Annotated in this window: 3 protein-coding genes; 1 reads left to right on the top strand and 2 read right to left on the bottom strand. The window is 34.4% G+C overall.

All coding sequences use genetic code 11. The features are described 5' to 3' along the window. Nucleotides 1-462: 462 nt before the first annotated feature. Both AC3DU7_RS20645 and AC3DU7_RS20640 read right to left on the bottom strand, forming a co-directional pair. Complete coding sequence (locus AC3DU7_RS20645; RefSeq protein WP_488041179.1) at nt 463-1,590, bottom strand: CO2 hydration protein; 1,128 nt, start codon at nt 1,588-1,590, stop codon at nt 463-465. 1,257 nt (nt 1,591-2,847) lie between these two features. Then, nucleotides 2,848-4,332, bottom strand: a complete 1,485-nt coding sequence (locus tag AC3DU7_RS20640; protein ID WP_488041178.1) for an NADH-quinone oxidoreductase subunit M — start codon at nt 4,330-4,332, stop codon at nt 2,848-2,850. 349 nt (nt 4,333-4,681) lie between these two features. On the opposite strand from AC3DU7_RS20640, the gene AC3DU7_RS20635 reads away from it, so the two are divergent. After that, entirely contained in the window at nt 4,682-5,134 is a 453-nt protein-coding gene (locus AC3DU7_RS20635; RefSeq protein WP_488041180.1) for an NUDIX domain-containing protein, read from the top strand. Nucleotides 5,135-5,405: the final 271 nt, after the last annotated feature.

The raw sequence follows: 5,405 nt of genomic DNA, 5'->3' as shown, positions 1-5,405 counted from the left end.
ATGCTTTTGGGTTGCCCATACTAACTGTAGTCTATCCATGTGAAAAGCGCTATATGATCAAATCCAAACAGGAATTAGTCTCCAAGGAGAATTAAAACTTCTAAAAAAGATGTCTTCAGCTAACCTTAGTAAGTTATTACATTCAAAAGCTGTTTGCGCAGTATTTCGCGGGAAATACTTACAAAATATAAGCGACCGCTAATTAGGTCTTGCTGATTAAATTTAAAATCATTATACAAATAAAGCTTTTAGCATTTTTATAGCTGGAAAAAGTGCTAGAAGTAAGATCAAAAAGATTCAAAAAGTTAGTAGAAAAGGCTCACTAGGACAGAAAAATTAACAGACAATTTTTCCGACTACCTTCTCTATCACTCCCATTTCTCATGGCTTCTCCTCCTAGGAAGAATTAGGAGAAGCTTGACTCCTAACTCTTACCCTTAAAAAAGACTTATTCAGCAAGCCCTAATTATTAACAACTTGTAATTGTGATGTTAAAAATCGATCCATCCAAGCTTCTAAATAGGCTTGATTTGCTGCTTGCTCCTCTGGATTTTCTGTATCTAAAGGATGAGGTGCTAATCCTAAAAGTGTTGCTGTTGTTACACAAAACATTGACTTTTGAAAAGTCTGACAAATTTTGACCCGTAAATTATCTGTACCTCGATTAGTTTTTTGATAAACTTCTAGAAGATAATCTGGTAAAAAATGTCGCATATCTTGCATTAGTAATGTGGGTGGAATTCCAGCTCCTCCAATAGGTAATGGATCTGCATATAAAGCACCATAAGTAAATCGACTTTGTTCGTGGTCTATTTGGTGGGCTTGAGCATTATATGAAACTGTTCCTAAAAATGGCGTGCCTCGGAAAAAAATTGCTTCTACATAGGGAACTGCTGTATCGGTTAAAAATGTTAAACCTACTGATTTAGGAATTATTTCATAACGCTTACCTTTGACATTTACAGCATAGGTAATTGGTAAATTTGCTGCTGCTACTAACCCTGATAAAATATGATCTACTACTTGAGGAATAGATGTCATTTTTCCCTGGTCATACTTATCGGATAAGGTCATAAATATGTCGCTCATTACCCGCCAAAATTGACCTAAAGCACTGTAATAAGCTTGTTGACGTACCAGATCTGGTAAAAATTCTGGAAATAATTGATTAAGTGGCATTAAGATCAAATTTCCTATAATTTTGGCATCTATTGCTGCTTTTGCTAGTTGTTGAAATTCTGGTGAATCTATATATTTATCGAGACCTCCACCCCCATGCCATAACATTCCTTTCATACAATATTCTGCATACTCATAATTAATTCGATCGTGCCACCAAAATTTCAGTAATTTACCTAATGAAATTTTGCCATTGAAGTATTTAAAAAAGGGAAAAATTTCTAAAAATTGATGTTCGGCAATATAAATTAGATTCTTGGAATAGGCATCTAATACAATGCCATAACTTTTCAAGATTCCGACAACTTCTAAGACGTTTTCTGGTGTATCTTTTAGTAGGGCTTGACCAGATTTTAAACGATTAATATAGACTGAAAGTGGATGAGTATTAGATTTTAAAATTGTGGTCATAAATTTTTTTCCTAAATTTGATATTTCATTTATACCATTTCTCAAAAAGAATGCTATCCTTAAATGCAAAACTTCAATGATTAAATAATTAGTATGATTCAATAATGTTTTGAGCGATTATTAGCTAGTTAAGTGTATATGATTCTTATGTTTACTTCTTACTATAGGACTTTGTATACAAGTTACCGAATAATTAAGGCTTAAAGTCTCTCTTTTATAAGGAGAAACAAGCAGTGGTTAGCGCCACAGCTTCCCGAAGAGTAGGATGGCTATGAGACCTTACCATATCCAATCGATCAAGATAATAAAAAATTTTTCTTTGAGCCAATCCTCTTCTTTTCAAGGAAAGGTAATTATCTAGACAGTACAAAGTTCTTGAAATAAGCATTGCTAGCTAAGGCTTTCAGCTATCTAAAGGTTAAAAACTCTTTATTCAGAGCTGTAAAATACTTTCAGCCTTCAAAGCAAATTGTTCTTGGGAAAAACTTTGTACTCTCCAGTAATTATTAATTGTTTAACTACCCACAGCCCTACTCTTCCGCTCAAGAAAATATAGAAAAATTTTTGAGATTTGGTATTATTTATATCCCTGTACTATTTGACAAAAATTACAGCGCTTTTCGCTCTTGATGAACCACATCTTCACACATCAAACCTTGTAGGGACGTTCCATGGAACGTCCTTACTGTGGTTTACCGTGCAGGAAAACCGCTGTAAATGATATTTTTTTATTCTGAGTAACCTAATAATATTATGCACGCTTGAATAGTTGCAGCGGATTCCAGGTTTATGAGATACAGTGGTACTAAAATTTTAAATAGTTTTTGAAGTATGGAATAAAGCTTTCATTCTTATTAATCAAATCTACTAAAATCACTGTACTACCAATTTGATAAATGTTTGCTACAAACAATGGAACTGTTTCTAGTAGTCAATAGTTAGTAGAAAGAGCTGTTATTATCATTTTTGACCATGAAATAATTCTCCAAGTGCTAAATATACATCTGACTTTAACCATTTTTGTTGACCAAACTATTCGTAACATTATTTTTTCAAATTGATATACTACACTTACATGGAATAGGCTGTATCAAAAATCAGATAATAGTCAATAGGGAAAAGGAAGAGAAGGGGAAAGTTTTTTGTTCTATTGTACTATTATCTGGACATGATATAACTGCAAAAGACAAAGAATTATGAGTAGAAAATTATTCTCTATTCAGAATAATTAACGAGTACAGGTAAAGGAGCGATCGCTTACTTTTTAACTACCTGTGACAATATAGGTTGACCTACGCTCATTGTATTTGCTTCAGTTTCAGTCCAACGCAACATCCAGTTTGGTTGTATTCCTAAAATGACGATTAGAAGTGCTAAAATAAGAGATGGTATTCTATCTGAGAGTTGTACGGGAGGCAAATTCACAACTGTTTCAGATAACCTACCAAAAAATACTCGGTTTGCTAATAGCAAAAAATAGGCTGATGTTAACCCAGTCCCGATCATACACAGAAGAGTAGGAACTGTAAACACATTGAAACTGCCTCTAAACACTAAAAACTCGGAAATAAATCCAACCATTCCTGGAATACCAGCACTTGCCATTACTCCTAAAATCATCAAACTACCAATCAATGGTAAACCTTGTTCTGGGTTTAACAAACCACGTAATATATCTATGTCACGGGTGCCAGCTTTTTTGTAAACTACTCCCACTAATAAAAATAGTAGGGCTGAAATTAAGCCATGGCTAATCATTTGAAATACTGTTCCCAAAATGCTGAGGGGAGTTGCTGCTGCACTTGCCAATAAAATATAGCCCATATGACCAACGGAACTATAGGCTACCATTTTTTTCATATCTTTTTGGACGATCGCATTAAATGAACCATAAAGTACACTGACTACTGCCCATATTGCTAACCATGGAGAAATATATACCCAAGCTTCTGAGAACATATTTAATCCAAATCTCAGTAAACCATAAGTTCCTAGTTTCAATAGTACTCCTGCTAAAAGTACGGAAATAGGTGTGGAAGCTTCAACGTGAGCATCGGGTAGCCATGTATGGAAGGGTACTAGAGGAATTTTAATGCCAAAACCGATGATTATTGTTCCTAATAATAATAGTTGAGTTCCTAAAGGTAGGGTATGGGCAACTGCTTGGTCGTAAGCGAAATTAGATGAGCCACTTAACCACGCTACTCCCAAGAACCCAGCTAGGATGAAAATTCCTGAAATTGCTGTGTAAATCAGAAATTTTGTGGATGCGTAACCCCGTCTTGGCCCTCCCCAAATTGCTATTAATAGGTATAGAGGAATTAGCTCTAGTTCATAGAAGAGGAAAAATAGTAGTAAGTCTTGAGCTAGAAAAGCTCCAAATACGCTGAATGCTAGCAACAATATTAGGGAGTAATAAAAACGAGGTCTTTTGATTGATTTGTCTGTGGCATAAATAGCAATACCAGTTAACAGACCATTTAATACTACTAATGGCAGGGATAAACCGTCCATACCTAGGGAGTAGCTTAAACCTAGAGAGTCTATCCAGGGAAATGAGACGACGAACTGTAAATTTGGATCTTGTGGGTTGAATTCAGTTAGTAGCACTAAGGACCATACTAAACTAAATATGGCCACAACTAGAGCTATTTGTCTAGCTAGTTTTGGTGAGAGAGTGCTTGGCCAAAAACCAATGATAGCGACACCTATTAATGGCACTAAGAGCAGACCGTTGAGCATTTATTGATTTTTCCTTTGATGGAAATTGACAAATTGATTTGAGTGCAATTTTCTTATAGAATATTACAATATGTTTTATGTTTTACTAAGCTTTTAGTTAAGTAGCAAGAGAATAGTTTTCAATAAATATTACTTAGGGATTGTAATAATAATTTTTTTATTCTCAATACTTACTTCTAGTATTCCCAGTTAAGGTGTTTAGTAAAAATTGTAAAGAATTGTACCTTATTAGGTAAAAAAAATCTGCAATATCAGCCTGTAAATTAACTTTTTGTTTGCTCCTAGATAAAAAAAACTACAAAAATAATTATTGAAAGTGCTTTATATTTTAGTTGTGATTCCTAAGCTCATAAGTCAATTATGGAAAATTGGACAAACTGTACTTGGCTTAATTTTCCGCCATCCTGTGACAGGTGTTAATATAGTCCCCATTTTGCCTGATGGCCGGATAGTTTTTGTTCGTCGCCGTGACAATAATAAATATGCTCTACCGGGAGGTATGGTGGAATGGGGTCAAGATGTTACAACTACTGTGAAAAGGGAGTTACTTGAAGAAACAGGATTAGAGTTAGTTAAAGTTCGTAGATTAGTTGGAGTATATTCTGCACCAGATCGAGATCCTAGGCTACATTCTATTAATATTTTGGTTGAGGCTGATGTTCGGGGAGATTTAAATGTTCAAGATGCTGTGGAAATTACTGGTGTTCAAGCTTTTGAAGTTACATCTATACCAGATAATCTTGGCTACGACTACGAACGACAATTGAAGGATTATTTTAGTGGTTTGACAATTTTAGATTAATTTAGTGATTTGATAATCTCGCAATAGAAAAGGATTATTTGAAGGTATTTTCACTTGAATATAGCAATTCCCAAGAAGCGTGAGGTATAAAATTTTTGTGTTTTAGGGAGTAGGGAGTAGGGAGTAGAAAAGAAGAAAAACAACTGTACCTCAGTAATTTGAGAAACGCTATATATAAGCTGAGATATCTATAAATTATCAATTATTTCTCCCTGTTCCCTGTTCCCTCTTTTCTGGAGATATCTGTTAAATTTTATAATTCCATAGTCAT

The sequence above is a fragment of the Okeania sp. genome (assembly GCF_983059655.1).
Note: the sequence above shows the minus strand (reverse complement) of the source record. Positions and strands in the feature narration are given on the sequence as shown.

Bases quoted from the DNA above. Each gene is read 5' to 3' on its own strand.
- AC3DU7_RS20645 (WP_488041179.1), bottom strand. From the start codon at position 1,590: ATGACCACAATTTTAAAATCTAATACTCATCCACTTTCAGTCTATATT.
- AC3DU7_RS20640 (WP_488041178.1), bottom strand. From the start codon at position 4,332: ATGCTCAACGGTCTGCTCTTAGTGCCATTAATAGGTGTCGCTATCATT.